The sequence below is a fragment of the Microbacterium sp. AC215 genome, assembly GCF_979258645.1.
Map to the genome: position 1 here is coordinate 1,123,120 of NZ_OZ409869.1, position 17,716 is coordinate 1,140,835.

The 17,716-nt window shown below is 69.0% G+C and carries 21 protein-coding genes; 11 read left to right on the forward strand and 10 right to left on the reverse strand.

What is annotated here, in order from left to right; all coding sequences use genetic code 11:
• Positions 1-37: 37 nt before the first annotated feature.
• Positions 38-262 carry a DUF3107 domain-containing protein gene (locus tag ACZZZF_RS05665; RefSeq protein ID WP_053095596.1) on the forward strand — a complete coding sequence of 75 codons (225 nt, stop codon included), beginning with the start codon at positions 38-40 and terminating at the stop codon, positions 260-262.
• A gap of 7 nt (positions 263-269) precedes the next feature.
• Positions 270-557, forward strand: coding sequence for a hypothetical protein (locus tag ACZZZF_RS05670; RefSeq protein ID WP_053095595.1), 288 nt, complete (start codon positions 270-272; stop codon positions 555-557).
• Between the two features lie 22 nt (positions 558-579).
• Here ACZZZF_RS05670 and ACZZZF_RS05675 read toward each other — a convergent pair whose 3' ends face one another.
• Positions 580-1,293, reverse strand: a complete 714-nt coding sequence (locus ACZZZF_RS05675) for a ferritin-like fold-containing protein (protein WP_053095594.1) — start codon at positions 1,291-1,293, stop codon at positions 580-582.
• Positions 1,294-1,460: 167 nt separating this feature from the next.
• Between ACZZZF_RS05675 and ACZZZF_RS05680 the strand changes: the two genes are divergently transcribed.
• On the forward strand, positions 1,461-2,984 hold the full coding sequence (locus ACZZZF_RS05680; protein WP_463497475.1) for a DEAD/DEAH box helicase: 1,524 nt from the start codon (positions 1,461-1,463) through the stop codon (positions 2,982-2,984).
• A gap of 73 nt (positions 2,985-3,057) precedes the next feature.
• Here ACZZZF_RS05680 and ACZZZF_RS05685 read toward each other — a convergent pair whose 3' ends face one another.
• Positions 3,058-3,933: a PHP domain-containing protein gene (locus tag ACZZZF_RS05685; protein WP_187249398.1), complete on the reverse strand. Its 876-nt coding sequence runs from the start codon at positions 3,931-3,933 to the stop codon at positions 3,058-3,060.
• 88 nt (positions 3,934-4,021) lie between these two features.
• Between ACZZZF_RS05685 and ACZZZF_RS05690 the strand changes: the two genes are divergently transcribed.
• The 3 genes from ACZZZF_RS05690 to ACZZZF_RS05700 are packed head-to-tail and all read left to right on the forward strand — an operon-like array spanning position 4,022 to position 7,399.
• The gene (locus ACZZZF_RS05690) at positions 4,022-5,041 is read left to right on the forward strand and encodes an endonuclease/exonuclease/phosphatase family protein (RefSeq protein ID WP_187249397.1); all 1,020 of its coding nucleotides are present in this window, start codon (positions 4,022-4,024) and stop codon (positions 5,039-5,041) included.
• 37 nt (positions 5,042-5,078) lie between these two features.
• A complete protein-coding gene (locus ACZZZF_RS05695) occupies positions 5,079-6,500 on the forward strand; it encodes an aminopeptidase P family protein (protein WP_230100661.1) in 1,422 nt (473 codons plus the stop codon).
• Positions 6,501-6,508: 8 nt separating this feature from the next.
• Entirely contained in the window at positions 6,509-7,399 is an 891-nt protein-coding gene (locus ACZZZF_RS05700; RefSeq protein WP_463497478.1) for a phosphotransferase, read from the forward strand.
• 4 nt (positions 7,400-7,403) lie between these two features.
• Here the strand turns inward: ACZZZF_RS05700 and ACZZZF_RS05705 are convergent, their stop codons facing one another.
• Genes ACZZZF_RS05705 through ACZZZF_RS05720 form a run of 4 tightly spaced genes read right to left on the reverse strand, consistent with a single transcriptional unit; the run spans position 7,404 to position 10,368 of the window.
• Positions 7,404-8,159, reverse strand: coding sequence for a metallophosphoesterase family protein (locus ACZZZF_RS05705; protein ID WP_053095588.1), 756 nt, complete (start codon positions 8,157-8,159; stop codon positions 7,404-7,406).
• Positions 8,160-8,171: 12 nt separating this feature from the next.
• Positions 8,172-8,822, reverse strand: a complete 651-nt coding sequence (locus ACZZZF_RS05710; protein ID WP_053095587.1) for an alpha/beta hydrolase family protein — start codon at positions 8,820-8,822, stop codon at positions 8,172-8,174.
• Entirely contained in the window at positions 8,822-9,601 is a 780-nt protein-coding gene (locus ACZZZF_RS05715) for a DUF4870 domain-containing protein (RefSeq protein ID WP_463497480.1), read from the reverse strand. The genes ACZZZF_RS05710 and ACZZZF_RS05715 overlap by 1 nt, the downstream gene beginning before the upstream one ends.
• Positions 9,601-10,368 carry a YflT domain-containing protein gene (locus ACZZZF_RS05720; RefSeq protein WP_463497481.1) on the reverse strand — a complete coding sequence of 256 codons (768 nt, stop codon included), beginning with the start codon at positions 10,366-10,368 and terminating at the stop codon, positions 9,601-9,603. The genes ACZZZF_RS05715 and ACZZZF_RS05720 overlap by 1 nt, the downstream gene beginning before the upstream one ends.
• A 101-nt stretch (positions 10,369-10,469) precedes the next feature.
• Here ACZZZF_RS05720 and ACZZZF_RS05725 point away from each other — a divergent pair, with 101 nt between their 5' ends.
• Genes ACZZZF_RS05725 through ACZZZF_RS05740 form a run of 4 tightly spaced genes read left to right on the forward strand, consistent with a single transcriptional unit; the run spans position 10,470 to position 13,871 of the window.
• Positions 10,470-11,735 carry a magnesium transporter MgtE N-terminal domain-containing protein gene (locus tag ACZZZF_RS05725; RefSeq protein ID WP_053095585.1) on the forward strand — a complete coding sequence of 422 codons (1,266 nt, stop codon included), beginning with the start codon at positions 10,470-10,472 and terminating at the stop codon, positions 11,733-11,735.
• Positions 11,735-12,274: a DUF1003 domain-containing protein gene (locus tag ACZZZF_RS05730; protein WP_463497482.1), complete on the forward strand. Its 540-nt coding sequence runs from the start codon at positions 11,735-11,737 to the stop codon at positions 12,272-12,274. Before ACZZZF_RS05725 ends, ACZZZF_RS05730 begins: the two co-directional genes overlap by 1 nt.
• On the forward strand, positions 12,271-13,389 hold the full coding sequence (locus ACZZZF_RS05735) for an Mrp/NBP35 family ATP-binding protein (protein ID WP_463497484.1): 1,119 nt from the start codon (positions 12,271-12,273) through the stop codon (positions 13,387-13,389). Before ACZZZF_RS05730 ends, ACZZZF_RS05735 begins: the two co-directional genes overlap by 4 nt.
• 8 nt (positions 13,390-13,397) lie before the next feature.
• The gene (locus ACZZZF_RS05740) at positions 13,398-13,871 is read left to right on the forward strand and encodes a hypothetical protein (protein ID WP_082297768.1); all 474 of its coding nucleotides are present in this window, start codon (positions 13,398-13,400) and stop codon (positions 13,869-13,871) included.
• 37 nt (positions 13,872-13,908) lie between these two features.
• Here the strand turns inward: ACZZZF_RS05740 and ACZZZF_RS05745 are convergent, their stop codons facing one another.
• Positions 13,909-14,295, reverse strand: a complete 387-nt coding sequence (locus ACZZZF_RS05745; protein WP_053095581.1) for a Sec-independent protein translocase family protein — start codon at positions 14,293-14,295, stop codon at positions 13,909-13,911.
• 89 nt (positions 14,296-14,384) lie between these two features.
• Here ACZZZF_RS05745 and ACZZZF_RS05750 point away from each other — a divergent pair, with 89 nt between their 5' ends.
• Positions 14,385-15,020 (forward strand): O-methyltransferase, encoded by a 636-nt coding sequence (locus ACZZZF_RS05750; RefSeq protein ID WP_053095580.1) that lies wholly within the window; start codon positions 14,385-14,387, stop codon positions 15,018-15,020.
• 91 nt (positions 15,021-15,111) lie between these two features.
• Here ACZZZF_RS05750 and ACZZZF_RS05755 read toward each other — a convergent pair whose 3' ends face one another.
• From ACZZZF_RS05755 to dapE, 3 genes are all read right to left on the reverse strand, one after another.
• Positions 15,112-15,285: a DUF3117 domain-containing protein gene (locus ACZZZF_RS05755; RefSeq protein ID WP_067122349.1), complete on the reverse strand. Its 174-nt coding sequence runs from the start codon at positions 15,283-15,285 to the stop codon at positions 15,112-15,114.
• A gap of 96 nt (positions 15,286-15,381) precedes the next feature.
• Positions 15,382-16,599: a hypothetical protein gene (locus ACZZZF_RS05760; protein WP_463497487.1), complete on the reverse strand. Its 1,218-nt coding sequence runs from the start codon at positions 16,597-16,599 to the stop codon at positions 15,382-15,384.
• On the reverse strand, positions 16,581-17,654 hold the full coding sequence (gene dapE / locus ACZZZF_RS05765; RefSeq protein WP_463497488.1) for a succinyl-diaminopimelate desuccinylase: 1,074 nt from the start codon (positions 17,652-17,654) through the stop codon (positions 16,581-16,583). Before dapE ends, ACZZZF_RS05760 begins: the two co-directional genes overlap by 19 nt.
• Between the last annotated feature and the right edge of the window lie 62 nt (positions 17,655-17,716).

The following is a 17,716-nucleotide window of genomic DNA, read 5'->3' on the forward strand; positions in this document are numbered from 1 at the left end:
CGACCACAGCATCGTCGACTGGAAAACAGGAGTACGCGTGGAAATCCGCATCGGCATCATCAACACCGGCCGTGAGCTCAGCTTCGAGACCGCATCGAGCGCGGACGAGGTCCGCACGCAGGTCTCCTCGGCTCTCGAGCAGAACACTTCTCACCTGAGCTTCGCCGATGTCAAGGGCAACTCCTACCTGGTTCCGACCGCGAACCTCGCGTACATCGAGCTCGGCACCGAGGAGTCTCGTCGCGTCGGCTTCTTCGCCTGACCCCACGATGTACATCCTCCTCGCTCTCGTCGGAGCGTGCGCGCTCGGCATCGCGGCCCACTACATGATCGGTGGGCGGGAGTTGCGCGGGGTCGCTCTCACCCCCGCTGTCGCCACGGCCCTCGCGGCCGTCATCTACACCGGCCTGCAGTGGCTCGGCGTGGGCGAGGACAGCATCTGGCTATGGCTCGCGAGCGTCGTGGGCTCCGTCGGCATCGCGGCAGTCGCCACCGTCGCGATCGTCGCGTCGCGCCGACGCAGCGATGCCGCGGCCAAGGCGGCACTCGGCATCTGATGCCGTCGGCCGGGTCCGTCGGCTAGGAGGCGAGACCCATCGCATCCATGCGGCGTGCGTGCGCGCCCATCAGCTCGGTGTAGACCAATTCGACGCGGTCCTCGCTCATCGCGGCGAGCTCGGGCTGACGCAGCGCCGACCGGCACACCAGGATCGTGTCCCCCACGAGCCGGCGCGCCCACATCGAGAGCAGCGACCGCCACTCGCCGTCGCCGTCGATCGTCTCCTGGATGATGGCGACGATCTCGTGTCGCGCATCGTCCTCGGAGAGGATCTCCGCGACCCGCTCCCCCGTGTCGCCGTAGCTCGAGGCGAGCGCGAAGTAGAAGTCGTCGAGCATGCCTGCCGTGATGTAGACGGCGAGGAGAGTCTCCCGCGGACGCGCGCCGATGGTCTTGCGCCGGAAGGCGTCGAGGTTCTCCCGGAACGGGAGCATGAGCTGCGTCGGATCGTCTCCGCGCTCCGCGATGAGTTCGACGATCGCCCGATGCTTGGTGAGCGCAGCACCGGCTGCCCGGGAGAGCGCCTCCTTCTCGGAGAGCTCCGGAGTCGCCCTGATCAGCCGCGTGAGCGTCTCGAAGTACCCCAGCTGGAGGTACGCCGCCTGTCCCAGGAATCGCGGCAGCTCCGGCGCGAGTTCGGCGAAGTCGACCCGCGTCGCCGCTCCTTGATCGCCCCGACTGCGCAACGTCATCGTGCGCCGGGGCGTCCTACGCTTCCAGAACCAGTTCACCACGGGGTTCACACTACCCGGGAGACGCGATATTCCCGGGCGTCGCCACCCCCTCGGGTAGGCTGTCCCTGTCCCCGCCGTCGGAGCGGGGCCCGCGCCTGTGGCACAAGAGACGGCGTGGATCCGTGAACATGGCGATCCTCGCAGGTCGCCGGACAGGCATCTGAACATTGACAACCTTCGCTGATCTCGGAATCGATCAGGACATCATCGACGCTCTCGCCTCCAAGGGCATCGTCGACGCATTCCCGATCCAGGAGCAGACCATCCCCCTCGGCCTTCCGGGCCAGGACATCATCGGCCAGGCCAAGACCGGAACAGGCAAGACGTTCGGCTTCGGCATCCCCGTGGTGCAGCGGCTCGGCCTCGACCCCGAGCACGGCGTCAAGGCGCTCATCGTGGTGCCGACGCGCGAGCTCGCGGTGCAGGTGTACGAGGACATCGACCTGCTGACGAGCAACCGCTCCACCAGCGTCGTCGCGATCTACGGCGGCAAGGCATACGAGGGCCAGATCGACCAGCTCAAGGCGGGTGCCCAGATCGTCGTCGGCACGCCCGGTCGCCTGATCGACCTCGCCGGACAGCGTCTGCTCGACCTCTCCAACGCGACCGAGGTCGTGCTCGACGAGGCAGACAAGATGCTCGACCTCGGATTCCTCGCGGACATCGAGAAGATCTTCCAGAAGGTCCCGGCCGTCCGTCACACCCAGCTGTTCTCCGCGACCATGCCCGGACCGATCGTCGCGCTGGCTCGTCGGTTCATGACGAACCCGATCCACATCCGCGCGACCGACCCCGACGAGGGTCTCACGCAGGCGAACATCAAGCACCTGGTGTACCGCGCCCACTCGCTCGACAAGGACGAGATCATCGCCCGCATCCTCCAGGCGGAGGGTCGCGGCAAGACGGTGATCTTCACCCGTACCAAGCGCGCCGCGCAGCGCCTCGTCGACGAGCTCAGCGACCGCGGCTTCAACGTCGGCGGCGTGCACGGCGACATGGGACAGGACCAGCGCGAGCGGTCGATGGCCGCGTTCAAGGCCGGCAAGCGCGACGTCCTCGTCGCGACCGATGTCGCCGCCCGCGGCATCGACGTCGACGATGTCACGCACGTCATCAACCACACCATCCCCGACGAGGACAAGACGTACCTGCACCGCGCCGGTCGCACCGGCCGTGCGGGCAAGACCGGCATCGCCGTGACCTTCGTCGACTGGGAGGACCTGCACAAGTGGGCGCTGATCAACCGCGCCCTCGAATTCGGGCAGCCCGACCCGGTCGAGACCTACTCCTCGAGCCCGCACCTGTTCAGTGACCTCGACATCCCCGCAGGCACCAAGGGCCGTCTCGTCTCGGCTCCCAAGACCCAGTCGGTGAAGACCGAGCGCGCACCGCGCCCCGAGCGTGCGGCCGATGCCGCGGCCGAGGGCACGGATGAGGGCGGCACCCGCCGTCGTCGGCGTCGTCGGGGCGGCTCGACCCCGGTGGGCTCGACGTTCGCCGAGGGCGCTGCCGACGCATCATCCGGAGACTCTCAGTCCTCGCCGTCAGCGGACCGCGGCGCCGAGGGCGCCGGCACCCACGACGGCGCAGGCAAGGAGCACCACGACGGCAAGCCGGCCCCGGCCCGTCGTCGCCGTCGTCGCCGCGGGGGTTCGGGCGGCGCGGGAGCGGCTCCGGTCGTCGGAGCCTGATCGACTCCACCTCAGGGACTCACAGAGGGGCGGATGCTGCAGCTGCGGCATCCGCCCCTCTGCCGTCCCGGCGTCAGGCGTAGCGGGGCGCGGAGCCGGTCGCGCGCTCGATCAGTCGCTCCACCATCTCGTCGGATGTGGTGTTCTCGCCCGGCAGATTGGGTTTCCCGGTGCCGTGATAGTCGCTCGAGCCGGTGACGATGAGATCGTGCTTCGCGGCGATCGCGTGCAGCGTCTTCCGGCCTGCCGCGGTGTTCTCCCGATGATCGATCTCGAAACCGCCCAGGCCTGCGGCGATGAGCTGCTCGATGAACGGCACGGGCATCATGTGGTCGCGGCCGATCGTGGCAGGGTGCGCGATGATCGCCACCCCTCCGGCCTCGGTGATCAGACGCACTGCCGTGAGCGGGTCGGGCGCGTAGTGGGGCTCGTAGTAACCCTCTCTGGGGTGCAGAATCCCGTCGAACGCCTCGGTGCGGTCGCGCACGATTCCGCGGGCCACAAGGGCATCAGCGATGTGCGGACGGCCGACCGTCGCGTCGAGAGTGGTCTGGGCGAGGACATCGTCCCAGTCGAGGTCGTAGTCACGACCGATGCTGCGGACGATCCGCTCGGCACGACCGATCCGGTCGCCTCTGATGCGATCGGTCTCGGATCCGAGCGCCTCGTCGAGCGGATCGAAGAGGTAGCCCAGCACGTGCACGCTGCGCCACTCGTGTTTCGCGGAGAGTTCCATGCCGGGGATGAACGTCATCCCGAGCTCGGCCGTCGCCGCTGCCGCCTCGTCCCACCCCGTCGTGCGATCGTGATCGGTCAGCGCCATCGTGCGCACCCCGAACCGGTGTGCCTGGCGCACGACATCGCCGGGCGACTCCGTTCCGTCCGAGTGGTTCGAGTGCATGTGCAGGTCGGACGGACCGGCGAAACGGCGGGATCGAGCGGTGGCCATGCTCCGAGCGTACCGACGACCGTGGACGTCGGCCGCGCACGCCTGTCGCTCTAGGGACTTCACAGAGAGGACTTCTAGGCTGAAGAGGATGTTTCGACTACTGGGGATCCTCGTCACCGTGCTGCTCGCGATCGCGACGGCCGTCGTCGTCTGGCCGCAGTTCTTCCATCTCGAGCAGACCTATCCGTTCGCGCAGATCGTCGCCGCCCGCGGCGTGGTCCTGGCGGCATTCCTCCTCGTCGCGGCCGTTTCGCTGCTGCTCCTGTTCGCGAAGCCGTTGCGCGGCTTCGCGGCATCCGTGCTGATCGTCGCCCTGCTCGGCGCCGGTGCGACGGGAGCCATCGGCTTCATGCGCGGGTTCGGCGCGGACACGCTCCCCGCCGCCACCGATTCGAGCATCCGGGTGCTCACCTGGAACACCGCCGGCGACGAGGTGTCCGCCGAGGAGATCGCGCGGGAGATCCTCGAGCGTGGCGCTGACGTCGTCGCATTGCCCGAGACCACCGAAGAGGTGGGCGAGCAGATCGCCGTGCTGCTTCGCGATCAGGATCACCCCATGTGGGTGCACCATGTGCAGTTCAAGCCCGACGTCGTCGACGGCCCCAAGTCCTGGCACACGACCGTCCTCGTCTCCCCCGACCTCGGCGAGTACTCCGTGATCGAGTCGTCCGAGGACGGCTCCAACAACACCGGCTCGGTGCCCAGCGCGGTGCTGATGCCGGTCGATGGCGAGGGTCCGACGATCGTCGCGGTGCACGCCGTCGCGCCCCGGATGGAGGACATGGCGCAGTGGCAGAGCGACCTGCGCTGGATCGCCGACCAGTGCCCCGAGGGGAACTTCATCCTCGCGGGTGACTTCAACGCGACGATCGACCACATGGCGGGGCTCGGCGTCGACGGCGGCGACATGGGGTACTGCCGCGACGGCGCGAGCCGCTCCGGCAACGGATTCAGCGGCACATGGCCGAGCTCGCTGCCGGCGCTGCTGAGCACCCCGATCGACCACGTCATGGCGTCGCCGAGCTGGTCCACGACGGGTTCCGTCGTGATCGGCGGCTCGGGAAGCGACCACCGCGGTCTCGTGGTGCAGCTCGAACCCGCAGGCTGACATGCCGTGGCCGTCGCTCAGGTGACAGACTGGAGGGATGAGCACCGCTGAGCGCGACACGATCGCAGAGCCCACGACCGAGACTCCCGCCGAGACGACCACCACGAATCGGAAGCAGCCCTTCCCCCGCGGATTCCTCGACACGATCTCGACCGGATGGGCGGAGCGCCCCGAGTCGATCCCCGCGCCGCGAGCGCAGGCGCCGTTCGCCGCCGTGCGTCGCGCCGCCCTGTCCGCTGCCTTCCCCGGCAAGCGACTCGTCATCCCTGCCGGTTCGCTCAAGCAGCGCAGCAACGACACCGACTACCCGTACCGTGCGCATTCGGCCTTCGCACACCTCACGGGATGGGCTTCGGATGCCGAGCCCGACTCGATCCTCGTGTTCGAGCCGGCCGAGTCCGGCCACGATGTGACGCTGTACTTCCGGGAGCGCGCCGATCGCACCACCACGGAGTTCTATGCGGACGCCACGGTCGGTGAATTCTGGATCGGCCCTCGCCCGTCTCTCGCCGGCGTCGCGGCAGACCTCGACATCGCGACCGACCACCTCGAGAGGTTCTCGGCCGCCGAGGGAGAGCTCGTGCTCGACGAGGACGACGACCTCACCCGCTTCGTCTCGGAGCTGCGGCTCGTGAAGGACGAGTACGAGATCGCCGAGATGCGCCGAGCGGTGGACATCACCGCGCAGGGATTCGAGGACGTCATCCGTTCGCTTCCCGACGCGATCGCTCATGCTCGCGGCGAGCGCGTCGTCGAGGGCGTCTTCCACCGCCGCGCGCGCGAGGACGGCAACGGCGAGGGCTACGACACGATCGCCGCATCGGGTCCCCATGCCTGCTACCTGCACTGGACCCGCAACGACGGCACGGTCGTGCCCGGAGACCTCATCCTCGTCGACGCGGGCGTCGAAGCGGACAGCCTGTACACCGCGGACATCACCCGCACGCTCCCGGTCTCCGGAACCTTCACCGAGGTGCAGCGCCGGGTGTACGAGACGGTGCGCGAGGCCGCTGATGCCGCGTTCGCCGCGGCTCGCATCGGGGTGCGCTTCCGCGAGGTCCACGAGGCGGCCATGCGCGTCATCGCCGCGCGCGTCGCCGAATGGGGAATGCTCCCCGTGAGCGCACAGGAGGCGCTGGACGGCGACACCGGCGGGCAGCACCGCCGCTACATGGTGCACGGCACGTCGCACCACCTCGGCATCGACGTCCATGACTGCGCTCAGGCCCGGCGTGAGATGTACTACGACGGCATCCTCGCCCCGGGAATGGTCTTCACGATCGAACCCGGCCTCTACTTCCAGATCGACGACCTCACCGTTCCCGAGGAGTACCGGGGTATCGGTGTGCGAATCGAGGACGACATCCTGATGACCGAGGACGGCCCGGTGAACCTCTCGGCGGACATCCCGCGCACGGCGGACGAGGTCGAAGCCTGGATCGCACGAGTCCAGCACTGACCTCACGGATGCACGAGGGCGAGCTCGCACTCACGGACTATCGCGCTGCGCGGCTGATCGCGCAGACGTTCCCCGAGCTCGCCCACCTGCCGATCGAGCGCGTCCGCTCGACGGGCACGGTGAACACGATCTTCCGGATCGGCGACGACCTCGCGGCACGGTTCCCGCTCGTCGCAGAATCGCGCGATGTCCTCGGCGCCGAGGCCGCGGCGATGGCTGAGCTCGCCGACGTCTGCGTCGTGCCGGCGACGCGGCCTGTCGGACTCGCCGCGGCGACCGAGGAGCATCCGTCTGCCTGGTCGATCCAGACCTGGTTGGCGGGTGTCGCCGCGACCCCCGCCGGCCACGCATCGTCGGAGTCGCTCGTCTCGGACGTCTCCGGGCTGATCGCTGCGCTGCGGTCGACCGAGACCCGCGGACGGAAGTTCGACGGGCGCGGCCGCGGTGGTGTTCTCCGCGACCACGACGAGTGGGTCGCGCTCTGCATCGAGCGCAGCGCGCACCAGGTCGATCCTGATCGCGTGGATCGACTCTGGAGCTCGCTGCGCGACGCGCCCCGCGAGGGTGCGGACGTCATGAGCCACCGGGACCTCACGCCGTTCAACCTGCTGGTGGCCGACGGTCGTCTCGTCGGTGTCCTCGACGGCGGGGGCTTCGGCCCTGCCGACCCTGCGCTCGATCTCGTCGCCGCGTGGCATCTGTTCGACGCTCGGGGGCGGTCCGTCGTGCGTGACCGTCTGCGCGTCTCCGACAGCGAGTGGCGGCGAGGAGCAGCCTGGGCGCTGCAGCAGGCGATGGGCCTCGTCTGGTACTACGAGTCCTCGAACCCTGCCATGAGCGGTCTGGGACGGTCGACGATGAGGCGTCTGCTCGACGATCCGGACCTCGCGAACCCCTGAGCGATCATGGCGTCGCCGTCTGCGATGCCTGCCGCCCTCGATATACGGCGGTGCGGAGCTCGACGGCCCAGACATCGGCGGTCGGCATGTCGAGCGATTCGGCGACGGCGATCTCGGCCTCGACGTCGTAGGGCACGCGCACGAACTGGATCCCGAAGGGATCGTCCGCCGACTGTCCTCCTTCGAGGATCACGTAGGACGGAACGGGTGTGTCGAGCGGGTTCCCGACGCTTCCGACGTTGAACAGCGTACGTCCGTCGTTCGATTCGATGTAGGCGTCGTGGATGTCGGCGTAGCCCACCACATCGGGCAGCGGGCCGTCGCCGGTCATCTCCGTCGCCTCGAACATCGCGGAGAACTGCTCGGGCGTGTGGGCGAAGTGCACGCGGACGTGCGGGCTCTGCGCCGACGCGTGGAACAGGCGGATCCGATGACCGCTGAGGACCAGATCGACACTCAGCGGAAGCGACCGGAGCCACGCCCTGCTCGACGCCGACAGCTCATCTCGCCACCACAGCATCTCGGACGGCCCGTCGTCGGGGATGGTCGGCAGGAAGTCGTCCCAGTTGCCGCGGACGTTCACCTCGCACACGTCGCGGCAGCGCCGCACGGCGTCCTCGCCTCGTGGCCCCTTGCCCGCCGTGTCTCCGAGGTTGACGATGCGGGCGATGCCCCGGCGATGGATGTCGGCGAGCACCGCCTCGAGAGCGGTCAGGTTTCCGTGGACATCGGAGATCAGGGCGACGCGTTCGAGACTCACCCTGCCATGCTGTCAGGGCCGGACGAACTCCGCGACGATCGGCGCGAGCGACGCGCCGATGTCGGATGCCGCACGCTTGCGCCCCTTCACCTCGAAGGTGTGACCGCCACCCTCGATCCAGACGACGCGGGCGTCCTGACACGTGGAGACGACGTCATCGAACTGTGTCAGAGGTTGGATGAAGGGGTCGTTCGTGCCCTCGATGAACAGCTGCGGCGCAGCGACCGCCGGCAGGTGGTCAGCTCTCGGCTTCTCCGGTCTGCCCGGAGCGTGCAGCGGGTAGCCGAGGTAGACGAGACCGTCGACCGCCAGTCCCTCGGCCACGGCCATCGATGCCATGCGTCCGCCGTAGGACTTGCCTGTGGCCCAGATGGCGGCCTCCGCGTCGAGATCGCGCGCGAAGGCCACCGCCGCGTTCCACGTCGCGATCGCGTGCGCCGCAGGCCCCGGCATCCTGCGCCCCTGCTCCACGTAGGGGAAGTTGAACCGCAGGGTGGAGAATCCCCGGTCCGAGAGCGCATCCGAGAATCCCACGAGGAATGGATGGTCCTTGCCCGCACCGGCGCCGTGGGCGATCAGGACTGTCGCGCCGTTGTCTCCGGGCGCCCAGTCGGCAGAGACCGTCGTCACCCCGGAGGGCAGCTCGACAGGGATCTCGATCATCAGGCCCGCAGGTACGGGATGGCGAACGGCACGCGCATGACCTTGCCGCTCGACGCACGCACCATGCCCACGATCACGAGCACGACGTGCAGCACCGAGAGCGCGAAATAGAGCGTGATGGGGATGCCGAGCGGGTAGAAGCCGGTGGTCGGCGAATCGGAGGTCAGCGCGAACAGCAGCACGAAGTGCGTGACCAGGAGCACCGTGGAGACCAGAAGGTACGTCAGCCCCCAGTTCAGCGCAGCGCGAGCGTTCTCACGCGCGACCCCGCCGTATCGACGGGACGCCCCGCCGCTCACGGCCATGGCGAGTCCGGACGCGAGTCCGCCGACGAACGGGAACGGGATGAGGATCAGCAGGCCCAGTGCCCACGGAAGCAGACCCCGCGGGGGGACGGCCGCAGGGTAGGCGCCTACGGGGTACCCCTGTACGGGGTAGGCCGGCGGCGCGTAGCCCGGTGCCGATTGCTGCGGCGCGTAGCCCGGCGCCTGAGGCGGCGCATACCCCGGGGCCTGGGGTGCCGCGTACCCCGGGGCCTGCGGCGGTGCGTACCCGGAGCCCTGCGGCGGTGCGCACGCGGAGCCCTGTGGCGGTGCGTAGCCGTGCGACTGCTGCGGGGCTGAGCCGGGCGCCGGCGGCGGGGCGTACGGGTTCAGCGGACGGGCCGGCGCCGCGGGCTGCTGCCCGTCAGGGAAGGGCGGAACGGGAGGCACGGGCGGCGGTGCGGGCTGCGCCGATCGCTCGGACGGGGTCGACGGATCGCGGGGGGCGTCTGACATCAGGCGGGCTCCGCAGACTTCGGAGGAACCCCCGCGCCACCGGTCCCGGGCGCCGCGGGAGACGGCGGCTCCGGATCCGCGGGCCTCGGCGGGACGGCCGGCTCTGCAGGCGGAGTCTCACCGCCGCCCAGCGGCGGTGTCGGCTCGCTGCCGGGAGTCGGATCGGCTCCGGGCGTCGGCTCTTCGGGCATCGGCTGTGTCGTTGTCGTCGGCTGTCCGGCCGGTTCGTGCGCGCCGGGGGTGATGCGCTCGCCGTACCGCGGCGGCTCGTCGAGGTTCACCGGTGCCCGCGCCGGTGCCGGCGTGGCCGCACCCAGGGCGAGACGGGCCTTCGCGAGCGAAGCGGCCTGGACGCGGACCTCGTAGTGATCCGCCGCGAACTGCGTGACGCTCGCGAAGTCGCGGCGTCGCCGCACGATCGCATACGTGACGAGGCTCAGAAGCATCCCGAGTGCGACGCCGATGAAGACGAATCCGACGAACAGCTGGATCGGAACCTCCGGGTTGCCGATCACGAGGATCGCAGAGAGGAAGAGACCGATGAGCACGCCGTTGATCGCTCCCGATCGGGCGGCTGCTGCATAGCCCAGACGCCCGGTGATGCGCTCGACCGTCCGGACGCTCTGTCCGATGATCGCGATGTCCCGGGCGGGCACCTCCTGGGTGATCAGTTTCGACACCGTCTTCTGGGCGCCTTCGTAATCGCGTGTGGAGGCGACGATCTCGCCCTCATCGCGGCTGTCGGCTGGACGGTTCAGCATGCTCATCCCGCCATTGTTCCATGCCTTGTGGTGACAGGGCCGGGAGTGTGTCGTGCAGCGGTGCCGCCGGGCGCCACCCGTGCGACACCGGCGACTACGCTGGACGAGTGAGCACACAACGGGTATTCGCCGCGCGCCTTGCTGGCTGCGCCGTCTTCGACCCCGTGGGCGACCGGCTCGGCAAAGTCCGTGATGTCGTCATCGTGTACCGAAGTACGGGTGCTCCCCGCGTCATCGGCCTCGTCGTCGAGATCCCCGGGCGCAGACAGGTCTTCCTCTCCATCGGACGGGTGACGTCGATCCGCGCGGGCCAGGTGATCAGCACCGGTCTCATCAATGTGCGCCGATTCTCACCGCGCGCCGGCGAGGTGCGCGTTCTCGCCGAGCTCCTCGGGCGTCGGGTGAGCCTCGTCGACGGCAGCGGCACCGCCGTGATCGAAGACGTCGCCATCGAGCCGAACCGCATCGGGGAATGGGCGATCAGTCAGCTCTTCCTGCGTCGACCGAAGACCAGCGCCTCTCCGTTCGCGAAGGGACCGACCACGTTCGCAGCCTGGAGCGAGGTCGCCGAGCAGCACTCCCCCGGCGAGTCCCAGTCGGCCGAGCAGCTCGTCGCGTCGTACTCGGAGCTCCACGCAGCCGACCTCGCGAACACCCTGCTCGACCTCCCCCAGCAGCGCATGATCGAGGTCGCCGAGGAGCTCTCGGACGACCGCCTGGCCGATGCCCTGGAGGAGATGCCCGAAGACGAGCAGGTGCATATCCTCGATCGACTCGGCGACGAGCGCGCCGCCGACATCCTCGACCAGATGGAACCGGACGACGCCGCGGACCTCCTCGCGCAGCTTCCGCCGAATCGTCTCGAGCAGCTGCTCGAGCTGATGGAGCCCGAAGAGGCCGAGGACGTCAGGATGCTGCTCCGTTACGGCCCCGACACGGCCGGTGGACTCATGACGCCCGAGCCGATCATCCTGTCGGCCGATGCGACGGTGGCCGAGGCGCTCGCCCTCATCCGGCGCCACGAGCTGCACCCCGCCCTTGCAGCCGCGGTCTTCGTGACCCTGCCGCCGTTCGAGACGCCGACCGGTCGGCTGCTCGGCATGGTGCACTTCCAGCGGATGCTGCGCTACCCGCCGCACGAACGTCTCGGGGCCATCATGGACGACAGCCTCGAGCCGGTGCGGGTCACCGCGTCCGCCGCTGAGGTCGCCAGGATGCTGGCGAGCTACGACCTCGTCTCGCTCCCCGTGATCGATGCCGCCCACCGACTGGTCGGCGCGATCAGCATCGACGACGTCCTCGACTACCTGCTGCCCGATGACTGGCGCACGCACGACAGCGACGAGCCGACGGTCTCCAAGGAGGTGCGCTGATGCCCCGCTCGCGCTCGCCTCGGCTCGACGCCCCCCTGGGCCGCGGCACCTCCCGCCAGCGCTCGACGTCTCGTGATCGCTTCGGCCGTTTCACCGAGTGGGTCGCCCGCGCCATGGGCACCCCCGCGTTCCTGCTGATCCTCACTCTGTTCTGTGTGCTCTGGATCTGCTGGAACACACTGCTGCCCGACCACCTGCGCTTCGATGACGCGGCGCTCGGTTTCACGGCCCTCACCCTCATGCTCTCGCTGCAGGCGTCGTACGCGGCCCCTCTGATCCTTCTCGCGCAGAACCGCCAGGACGACCGTGACCGGGTGCAGATCGAACAGGATCGTCAGCGGGCCGAGCGCAACCTCGCCGACACCGAGTACCTCGCCCGTGAGATCGTCGCGCTGCGGATGTCGCTCGAGGAGCGCAACAACCAGGTCGTGACCCGCGATGTGCTGCGGCAGGAGCTCAAGTCGCTGCTCGCCGAGCTCGGAGACCATGACGACGAGCCGGTCGAGCGACGCCCCCGCGGCCGCGCCGCCTCATCATGAGCACCGCTGATTCCGTGCGGGCGGCCGTAGCCGCGGTCACAGATCCCGAGCTGCGACGCCCCATCGGCGATCTCGACATGGTCAGGGAGATCGACGTCGACGGTCCGCGCGCGCACGTCGCGATCGTCCTCACGATCGTCGGCTGCCCGGCTGCCGCCCGCATCGAATCGGACGTCCGCGCGGCCGCCGCCTCCGTGCCGGGGATCACCGAGGTGGACGTCGAGGTCGGTGTCATGACGCCCACCGAGCGCAAGGCGCTCACCGAGAAGCTGCGCGACGGCCGGCCGCCGCGCCAGATGCCCTTCGGCCCGGACTCGCTCACGCGGGTGATCCTCGTCTCCAGCGGCAAGGGCGGGGTCGGCAAGTCCACGGTGACGGCGAACCTCGCGGTCGCACTCGCCGCGCAGGGTCTCGCAGTCGGTCTCGTCGACGCCGATGTGCACGGCTTCTCGATCCCCGGGCTCCTCGGCATCCCCGCGGGGACACAGCCCACGCGCATCGACGACCTCATGCTCCCGCCCGTCGCCCACGGAGTGAAGACGATCTCCATCGGCATGTTCCTGCGCGACGGCGAGGCCGTGGTGGCCTGGCGCGGTCCGATGCTGCACCGCACAGTGCAGCAGTTCCTGACGGACGTGTTCTTCGGCGACCTCGACATCCTGCTGATCGACATGCCCCCCGGCACCGGCGACATCGCGATCTCGATCGGGCAGCTGTTGCCGCACGCCGAGGTGCTCGTCGTGACGACCCCGCAGGCGGCCGCATCCGACGTGGCGATCCGCAGCGGGCTGGTGGCGCGTCAGACCGGTCAGCGGGTGATCGGCGTGGTCGAGAACATGGGCGCGCTCACCCTGCCGGACGGCACCGTGATAGACCTGTTCGGCTCGGGCGGAGGTGCGGCCGTCGCAGAGGCGCTGTCCGCGACGCAGTCCGTTCCGCTGCTGGCGTCGATCCCGCTCAGCCCCGCGCTGCGCTCCGGAGGCGACGACGGTGTGCCGGTCGTCCTGAGCGACGGCGCCGATGCGGCGGCGACGGCGATCCGTGATCTGGCCCGCACTCTCGCCGGACAGGGGCGCGGACTCGCCGGCCGGTCGCTTCCCATGAATGTCGGATAGGCCCGACCATGACTGTCACCGTCGATGAGCGGCTGCTTCGGGGAATGGCTCGAGATGCGGCGGTCTACGCGCTCACTCGTCCTGCGGCGATCGTGATGTGGATCGCCCTCGCTGCAGCGCTCGCGCTGAGCATCCTGAATCTGAGCGCGACCGGAGGCAACCCGGGGCTGTCGGGTCTGCTCCCCGTCGCGAGCATCGGTCTGATGGTCTATGCCGTCGTGATGACGATCGTCGGAGCACGGCGTGCCGTGCATTCGGCGACCCCGCCAGGCACCGTCGTCTGGGTGCGACTGGGCGACACTGCCCTGCACATCGGCGCGGGGCATCGCTCGTCCGACATCGACTACAGCACCTTCCAGAGCGTGCGAGCAGGCGCTGACGCGGTACTGCTCAAGCTGCGTGGCGCGTCGGCGATCACCGCCATCCCCCGGTCACTGGTGACGGACGACGACCTCGCCACGCTGCGCGCGCGCATCGGCTGAGCCTTCGCAGCGGAGCTCCGCCGGGCGGAGACTCGGGCTATGTCGCTTCGGAATCGTACGGCGGAGGACTCGCGACCGAGAACTCCGGTCGCACCCTCGCCGTCCGCACCGGTTTCACCGTCGGCTCCGCAACGACTGCCTCCGCACGGGCGGGACCGGGCGCAGCGTCGTCTTCGAAGAGCGCGTCGCGGATGATGCGCCGGGGGTCGTACTGCCGTGGATCGAGTTTGCGCCAGTCGACGTCGTCGATCTCGGGACCCATCTCGTCGCGGACACGCGATTTGGTGTCGCGGAGGAACTCGCCGGCGCGCCGAGCGAGCTTGGCGACGCTCTCGGCGTAGCGGGGCAGCCGCTCCGGTCCGATGAGAAGCACAGCGATCAGACCGATGAGCAGCAGCTTCTCGAAGGTGATCCCGAACTGCATCTGTCCAGGCTACCGCCGCGCCTGCCGTTGTGCCGCGCACCGAGCGCATACCCTGGGAGAACACATATCTCAGTCGGGAGAATCAGGCAATGAGCGAGAACGATGCGAATGCACGTTTCATCCGCGAGTCCATCGCGGAGCCGTCGCCGATCGCCCGCGCGCGTGCGCACGCCATCGAACTCGGCGCGTCGCCGATCAGCGCGGCCGTCGGCTCGCAGATCGCCGTGCTGGCCGCCGCGACCGGTGCCAGATCGATCGTCGAGATCGGCACGGGCGCCGGAGTCTCGGGTCTCTGGCTGCTGCGCGGCGCGCCGCAGGCGGTGCTGACCTCGATCGACAACGAGCCCGAGCACCTCGCCGCCGCCCGTCAGGCCTTCTCCGACGCACGCGTCCCCGCGACGAAGGCGCGTTTCATCACAGGTCGCGCGGCCGACGTGCTGCCCCGCATGAACGAGGCGTCATACGACATCGTGCTGGTCGATGCCGACCCCGAGAACGTCATCGACTACGTCGAGCATGGCCTGCGGCTGGTGCGTCGAGGCGGAATGGTTCTCGTCCCCCGCATTCTCGGAGGCGGCCGTGTCGCCGATCCGGTGCAGCGCGACGAGGTGACCTCCGCCTACCGCTCGCTCGTGCAGGAGACTCAGGAGTCATCAGCCGTGCTCGCGACCGTCTCTGCCTCCGGCGAGGGGCTGCTGCAGCTGATCAGCGTCGGCGAGAGCTGAGCCGAACACCGTCGTGAACGGACGGAAGAGGGCGACGGATCATCGATCCGTCGCCCTCTTCGTGAATCCGCGTGCGCGAATTCGAGTTCGATCAGGCGGGCGTCACGACGGCTGCCAGCACGTCGTGAAGCTCCTTCGCCTCTGCGTCGTTCACGGAGACGACCAAACGGCCGCCGCCTTCGAGCGGGACGCGCACGATGATGAGTCGCCCTTCTTTCACGGCCTCCATGGGTCCGTCTCCGGTCCTCGGCTTCATCGCTGCCATCGTGGGCTCCTTTTCCTCCGGTGGTATGCGATCAGTTTATCGGGTGTTACCGGAACCTGGATGTCCCCTATGAAGAAATGCATCAAGCCTTAACATTCACGGCACCTGCCAGAAGGTGTTCCCCAGGGCGTAGATGTGGAATATCCACAGCCACTGCCCCAGCAGGCAGACGGCCAGGACCCCGAGCCGCCAGACGCGCGAGCGCGGCACCGCGAGTGCGCCCCCGATCGGGCTCACGGGCAGCAGCAGCCGGAAGGTGCTCGACTGGGGGAAGAACACCGCGAGCAGGTAGAGGAGGTAACTCGCGCTCCACAGCCGCAGGTCGGGACCCAGCGCACGCACCTGCGGCACGTAGAGCAGGGCGGCACCCGCTGCCACCACCAGGAGCGCGACGGCGACCGGCCCCCACGAGCCGGGGAGTCCCCACTGACCGAACCAGAACTGGGATGCCTGGACCCACCCTTCGAAAGGCACGAACCCGTCCACACCCCCCACGAGCCAGTTGCGACGCCAGGAGAGCTCGGTCGCCAGGTACGCACCGGGATCGCCGGTCACGACACCGGCGATGACCTGCCACGAGAAGCCCGCGACCGTGGCGAGTGCGCCGAGCGCCACGATGTGCATGATCTCCCGCGGGGCGAGCGGATCATCCCTGCGATGCCACCAGCGGAGGATGCCGTGCAGACCCAGGTACAGCGCGAACGCGAGAATCCCCGGTCTGGTGAACGCCATCACGGGGATGAGGAGATACAGCCATGCGTAGTTCCGTCGCACCGTGGCATCGAGAGCCAGGAAGAGCAGCAGCAGGAACAGGGTCTCGGCGTACCCCACCTGGAACATCGCCGCGATCGGTCCGGAGGCGAAGAACACCACCGCCCACATCGCCGCACGCGCGCCGATCCGATCGCGCAGCAATCGGTGCAGCGCGAGACAGGCGAGGTAGCCGGCCACGAATGACAGCAGGAAGGCGCCCATCCCCCACGACCCGAACACGAAGCCGATCGCCTTGGCGGCGAAGGCGAACACCGGCATGAACGCCCAGGCGTTCTCAGCGACGTCACCCGATTCGGTGAGCGGCAGATCCGAGGGGTATCCCTCTTCGGCGACGAGCCAGTACCACTGCGCGTCCCACCCGACGATGAAATCGGCGAGGCCCGGTTCTGCGCCGAACCTCGACAGCGATGTCGACTGCGTCGCCGCCGCGATCATCATCGCGGTTGTCACCGCGCGAGCGGCGAGGTAGATCAGGGCCACGCGCAGCGCCAGTGGCGCTGCGGCCCACCGGCGGGTCGCAGTCAGCGCGAGCTGAGCCATGCGCGCAGTCCTCGCTCGACGGCGTCGATCTGCGCGAGCGGCACGCGCTCCTCGTCATGGTGCGCGAGGTGCGGGTCTCCCGGTCCGTAGTTCACGGCGGGGATGCCGAGGGCGGAGAACCGAGCGACATCGGTCCAGCCGTACTTCGGGCGAGGCTCGGCGCCGACGGCGGCCACGAAGTCTTGGGCGATCGGCGCGTCGAGGCCCGGCCGCGCGCCTTCTGCGGCGTCCGTGATCTCCACGTCGAAGCCGGCGAGGAGGTTGCGGATGTGCGCTTCTGCATCTGCTGCCGACTTGCTCGGAGCGAACCGGTAGTTCACCTCGACCTCGCAGGCATCGGGGATCACGTTGCCTGCGACCCCGCCTGTGATGCGCACGGCGCTCATGCTCTCCCGATACAGGAGTCCGTCGACCGCGATCTCTCGTGCACGGTACTCGGCCAGGCGCGCGAGGATCGGGGCTGCCCGATGGATGGCGTTCTCACCGATCCACGCACGTGCCGCGTGCGCACGCACGCCGGTGGTGCGCACGATCGCGCGCATCGTGCCGTTGCAGCCACCCTCGACCTCGCCGTTGGACGGCTCGCCGAGGATCGCGAAGTCGGCCTGGAAGAGATCCGGCCGCACCGCGGCGAGGAGCGCCAGCCCGTTCTTCGAGGCCTCCACCTCTTCGTTGTCGTACCACATCCAGGTGATGTCGACCGAGGGCTCGGTGAGCTCGGCGGCGAGCTTCAGCTGCACAGCGGTGCCGCTCTTCATGTCGACGGTTCCCCGGCCCCAGAGGTACTCGACGCCGTCGATCTCGACGTCCTTCGTCGGCACGTTGCCGTTGATCGGCACGGTGTCGATGTGTCCGGCGATCGCGACCCGCTGCGCTCGCCCGAGATCGGTGCGCGCGACGATCGTGTTGCCGTGGCGGATCACCTCGAGATGGGGATACGCGGAGATCGCCTGCTCGATGGCATCCGCAAGCGCCTTCTCGTCACCCGACACGCTCGGGATGTCGCAGATCGCACGGGTCAGTTCGACGGAGGACGCGGTCAGATCGAGCATCATGCCCCCAGCCTACTTACCCCGACATCTGGACCATCCCTCGTCGCCTGTCGCGATACCGTGGA

Bases quoted from the DNA above. Each gene is read 5' to 3' on its own strand.
- ACZZZF_RS05760 (WP_463497487.1), bottom strand. From the start codon at position 16,599: ATGGCTCAGCTCGCGCTGACTGCGACCCGCCGGTGGGCCGCAGCGCCA.
- ACZZZF_RS05730 (WP_463497482.1), top strand. From the start codon at position 11,735: ATGCCCCGCTCGCGCTCGCCTCGGCTCGACGCCCCCCTGGGCCGCGGC.
- ACZZZF_RS05715 (WP_463497480.1), bottom strand. From the start codon at position 9,601: ATGTCAGACGCCCCCCGCGATCCGTCGACCCCGTCCGAGCGATCGGCG.
- ACZZZF_RS05720 (WP_463497481.1), bottom strand. From the start codon at position 10,368: ATGAGCATGCTGAACCGTCCAGCCGACAGCCGCGATGAGGGCGAGATC.
- ACZZZF_RS05685 (WP_187249398.1), bottom strand. From the start codon at position 3,933: ATGGCCACCGCTCGATCCCGCCGTTTCGCCGGTCCGTCCGACCTGCAC.
- ACZZZF_RS05745 (WP_053095581.1), bottom strand. From the start codon at position 14,295: ATGCAGTTCGGGATCACCTTCGAGAAGCTGCTGCTCATCGGTCTGATC.
- ACZZZF_RS05670 (WP_053095595.1), top strand. From the start codon at position 270: ATGTACATCCTCCTCGCTCTCGTCGGAGCGTGCGCGCTCGGCATCGCG.
- dapE (WP_463497488.1), bottom strand. From the start codon at position 17,654: ATGATGCTCGATCTGACCGCGTCCTCCGTCGAACTGACCCGTGCGATC.
- ACZZZF_RS05735 (WP_463497484.1), top strand. From the start codon at position 12,271: ATGAGCACCGCTGATTCCGTGCGGGCGGCCGTAGCCGCGGTCACAGAT.
- ACZZZF_RS05695 (WP_230100661.1), top strand. From the start codon at position 5,079: ATGAGCACCGCTGAGCGCGACACGATCGCAGAGCCCACGACCGAGACT.
- ACZZZF_RS05700 (WP_463497478.1), top strand. From the start codon at position 6,509: ATGCACGAGGGCGAGCTCGCACTCACGGACTATCGCGCTGCGCGGCTG.
- ACZZZF_RS05690 (WP_187249397.1), top strand. From the start codon at position 4,022: ATGTTTCGACTACTGGGGATCCTCGTCACCGTGCTGCTCGCGATCGCG.
- ACZZZF_RS05750 (WP_053095580.1), top strand. From the start codon at position 14,385: ATGAGCGAGAACGATGCGAATGCACGTTTCATCCGCGAGTCCATCGCG.
- ACZZZF_RS05740 (WP_082297768.1), top strand. From the start codon at position 13,398: ATGACTGTCACCGTCGATGAGCGGCTGCTTCGGGGAATGGCTCGAGAT.
- ACZZZF_RS05710 (WP_053095587.1), bottom strand. From the start codon at position 8,822: ATGATCGAGATCCCTGTCGAGCTGCCCTCCGGGGTGACGACGGTCTCT.
- ACZZZF_RS05755 (WP_067122349.1), bottom strand. From the start codon at position 15,285: ATGGCAGCGATGAAGCCGAGGACCGGAGACGGACCCATGGAGGCCGTG.